Origin of the sequence: Meridianimarinicoccus zhengii (assembly GCF_003254465.1) — a bacterium.
GTDB classification, from domain to species: domain Bacteria; phylum Pseudomonadota; class Alphaproteobacteria; order Rhodobacterales; family Rhodobacteraceae; genus Meridianimarinicoccus; species Meridianimarinicoccus zhengii.
The window spans coordinates 1-3097 of the sequence record NZ_QDFI01000152.1; the positions used below are offsets into that span (position 1 = coordinate 1).

Consider the following 3097-nt stretch of genomic DNA (forward strand, 5'->3'; position numbering starts at 1 on the left):
GCGGGCCGCCACCTCCCGGCCGCCCAAGTCGCGCCGCGGCCCGCATCGAAAAACCTTCAGGACTCCGGACCTTCGCCGTGATCGCGAGACCCACGACAGAGTTTCGGGGGAACAGACGTTCGCATTGTTCACCTGCGTCCGCGCTTGCTGCGCCGCCAAGGCTTAACCGTGCATCCATCACATGGCGCCCATGCGTGTTCGTATATTGCGGTAGCGGTACCAGCGTGTAGCTATGGCGCACCGCTGCGCTGCAGCATGTTTATGTATGGGTGCCTCATGTCTTCTCAATCGCGGATCCGTTGGACGATCGTCGCAATGGCACTCGGCGCCTTCGCGATCGGCATTTCCGAATTCGCGGCGATGGGCCTTCTGCCCTATTTCGCCGCCGATCTCGGGGTGAGCGAGGCCGTCGCCGGGCATGCGGTCAGCAGCTACGCGCTTGGCGTGGTCATCGGCGCGCCGGTGCTCGCGATTCTTGGCGCGCGGGTGCCGCGCAAGCAGATGCTCGCGTGCCTGATCGCCGCGTTCGGTGCTGCGAACCTCGCGGCCGCCCTCGCACCGTCCATGGTGCCGCTGACGGTCGCACGGCTGGTCGGCGGGCTGCCCCATGGGGCATTCCTTGGGATCGCGATGCTCTTTGCTGCCGATCTGCTGCCCAAGGGCCAGCGCGCCCGGGGCGTCGCCCAGGTCCTCATGGGGCTCACGCTGGCCAATGTGGTGGGCGTGCCCGCGGCGGGGGCCCTCGGCCAGGCCATCGGCTGGCGCAGCTGTTTCGTGATCGTCGCCGCGCTGGCCGCGCTGTCGGCGCTGTTGATCCTCAGGATTGCACCCTATGAGCCCGCCGATCCGGAGGCCAGCCCGCTGCGCGAGCTCGGCGCGCTGCGCAACCGCGCGGTCTGGCTGACGCTGGGCGTGGGGGCCGTGGGCTTCGGCGGCGTGTTCGCGATCTACGCCTATTTCTCTGCGGCCATGATCCAGGCCGCGGCGGCCCCGGAATGGGCGATCCCGCTCGCCCTGTCGGGCTTCGGCGTGGGGGCCACGTTTGGCAATGTCATCGCCGGGCGCCTTGCCTCGTGGTCGCGGTTCGGTGGGGCCCTGATCCTACTGACCGGGATGACGCTTGCGGCGCTTCTCTACACGCAATCTGTCGGGTCCTGGCCGCTGATGGCCGCAGCGCTGTTTCTGCTCGGGGGTACTGCCGGCCTTGTGGTGCCCCTGCAGATGCGGCTGATGGATGTGGCGGGGCACGCCCAGACGCTGGCTGCCGCCCTCAATCACGCCGCGTTCAACTTCGCCAATGCGGTCGGGCCGTTCCTTGCCGGGCTGGCGCTGACGGCCGGCTATGGCTGGCACGCGACCGGTTGGGTCGCTGCGGCGCTGTCCGCGGGGGGCGTGGTCATGCTGGCGGCCGCCTTCGCCGACGCGCGGGCCCGCCGCAGGTCCGCACGCCCACGCGTCGCGACCGCCTGACCGGAGCACACGTCGGGCGCATGGCTATTCCAGGGAGACCGCACCGGGGCCACAACCGTGAGGCGGCGCATGAGGCCCCTTGGGCGAGAGCGTGAAGATCTCTATCCCCTTGGCTGCGACCCCGATCGAAGAAGCTGCGCAAGTCGAGCGGGGTCATGTGCTGGTCGATCAATGCTCAAGCAGAGTTCTGGATGAAGGTCGGCCTGTTGGCCGAAGCGAACCCGGCCCTGTCTTTTGCCGAGATCATGGCGCGGCAACTCAAGGATGCCGCTGTGCAGGTGCCAGCCATCGAAGCGGCCTGAAGGGCTGGCGCTCGTGCGGAATGGTTTGAAAACCCGCGATAGACACCCGCTGCGCTCACGTTTTGGTGCGATGCATCGTGTCGTGCAGGGGTTTCCCTATATCGTGAAACAGGTCAAGGTATGCAGTGAACCATAGGAGGTTCCACATGTCCCTTTTCGTCTCCCGCCGTATCATGATCGCAGGCGCCGCCGCGTCTGCCGCAGGATTGGCCGCACCCGCCATTTTTCGCCCGGTCCTTGCGCAAGGGCTGGAACCCACGCTCTCGATGCGGGGCGGGGCCAATAATTATCGACCGGGCGCACCGATCGTTGAACGCATTGGCAAGGGCGGCTTCTGGATGACGGGCACCGTGCGCCGCGCGGGCGACGGGGCGCCGATCCGGGATGCGCGTATCCAGATCTGGGCCCACACGACCGAGGGCTACGAGAACGACCCGCAGAGCCACGGCGCCACGCTGACGGACGCCAACGGGGCGTTCCAGATGGACATGCCGCAGATCGTGCCCGCCTTCGGGCAGCCCCATGGCCACTTGGCCTACGACGCCGAGTTCGACGGCGCGTCGTTCAAGACCGTGTTCCTCCGTCCGGTGATGTCGTCGGCAAGCAACACGAGCCTCGAGGCCCATTTCGTGCTTTCCGAGGCTTGACCCGCGCCCGCACGATCCTGGCCTGGGGCGCGCTGGCGCTCTTTCTCGCCGTTCCGGTCATCGTCGCGGCGACGAGCCCGCTGCACGCCTACCGCCCGCCTTCCTACGTCGCGGCCAGCCTCGCGGGGGTGCTGGCGCTGGGACTTCTCCTGGTCCAGCCGCTTTTGAAGGTGGGCTGGCTGCCGGGGGTGGGGGCCGCGCGGCTCCGGCGCTGGCATCACCGCACCGGCGCGGTGCTGGTCGCGCTGGTGGCGACCCATGTCGGCGGCTTGCTGATCGCGAGCACGCCGGACGCGATCGACGCGCTGCTGCTGCGGTCGCCCACGCCCTTCTCGGTGTGGGGCGTGACGGCGATGTGGGGCGTTGTGCTGACCGCGGCGCTTGTGGCGCTGCGGCGAAAGATGCGGCTCCGTCCCGCCACATGGGCGGCAATCCATAACGCGCTCGCGGTGGTGATCGTCCTGGGCACTGTGATCCACGCAGTGCAGATCGAGGGCACAATGGGCACGACCAGCAAGTGGGCGCTGTGTCTCGCAGCCGTGGCCGCCGCCGTCGCCGCAGTGGCCCGTGCCCGGTTTGGCTGGGTGTGGCGGCGGGCGGCGTGAGCGAAGGCCCGACTAGAGCGTGTCGCGTTTAATCGGTTCCGTATCCGGCGGCCTTGAAGAAGTTGTAGCACTC

At 68.2% G+C, this 3097-nt stretch carries 4 protein-coding genes; all 4 read left to right on the forward strand.

What is annotated here, in order from left to right; translation table 11 throughout:
* Positions 1–315: 315 nt before the first annotated feature.
* The 4 genes from DDE13_RS22140 to DDE13_RS22155 all read left to right on the forward strand — a co-directional run bounded on the left by DDE13_RS22140 (position 316) and on the right by DDE13_RS22155 (position 3024).
* Positions 316–1470, forward strand: coding sequence for an MFS transporter (locus DDE13_RS22140; RefSeq protein WP_235868819.1), 1155 nt, complete (start codon positions 316–318; stop codon positions 1468–1470).
* 134 nt (positions 1471–1604) lie between these two features.
* Complete coding sequence (locus tag DDE13_RS22145) at positions 1605–1772, forward strand: TA system antitoxin ParD family protein (protein WP_394340319.1); 168 nt, start codon at positions 1605–1607, stop codon at positions 1770–1772.
* 146 nt (positions 1773–1918) lie between these two features.
* Entirely contained in the window at positions 1919–2419 is a 501-nt protein-coding gene (locus DDE13_RS22150) for a twin-arginine translocation pathway signal (protein ID WP_111406364.1), read from the forward strand.
* A complete protein-coding gene (locus DDE13_RS22155) occupies positions 2416–3024 on the forward strand; it encodes a ferric reductase-like transmembrane domain-containing protein (protein ID WP_111406365.1) in 609 nt (202 codons plus the stop codon). The genes DDE13_RS22150 and DDE13_RS22155 overlap by 4 nt, the downstream gene beginning before the upstream one ends.
* The last annotated feature ends 73 nt before the right edge of the window (positions 3025–3097 follow it).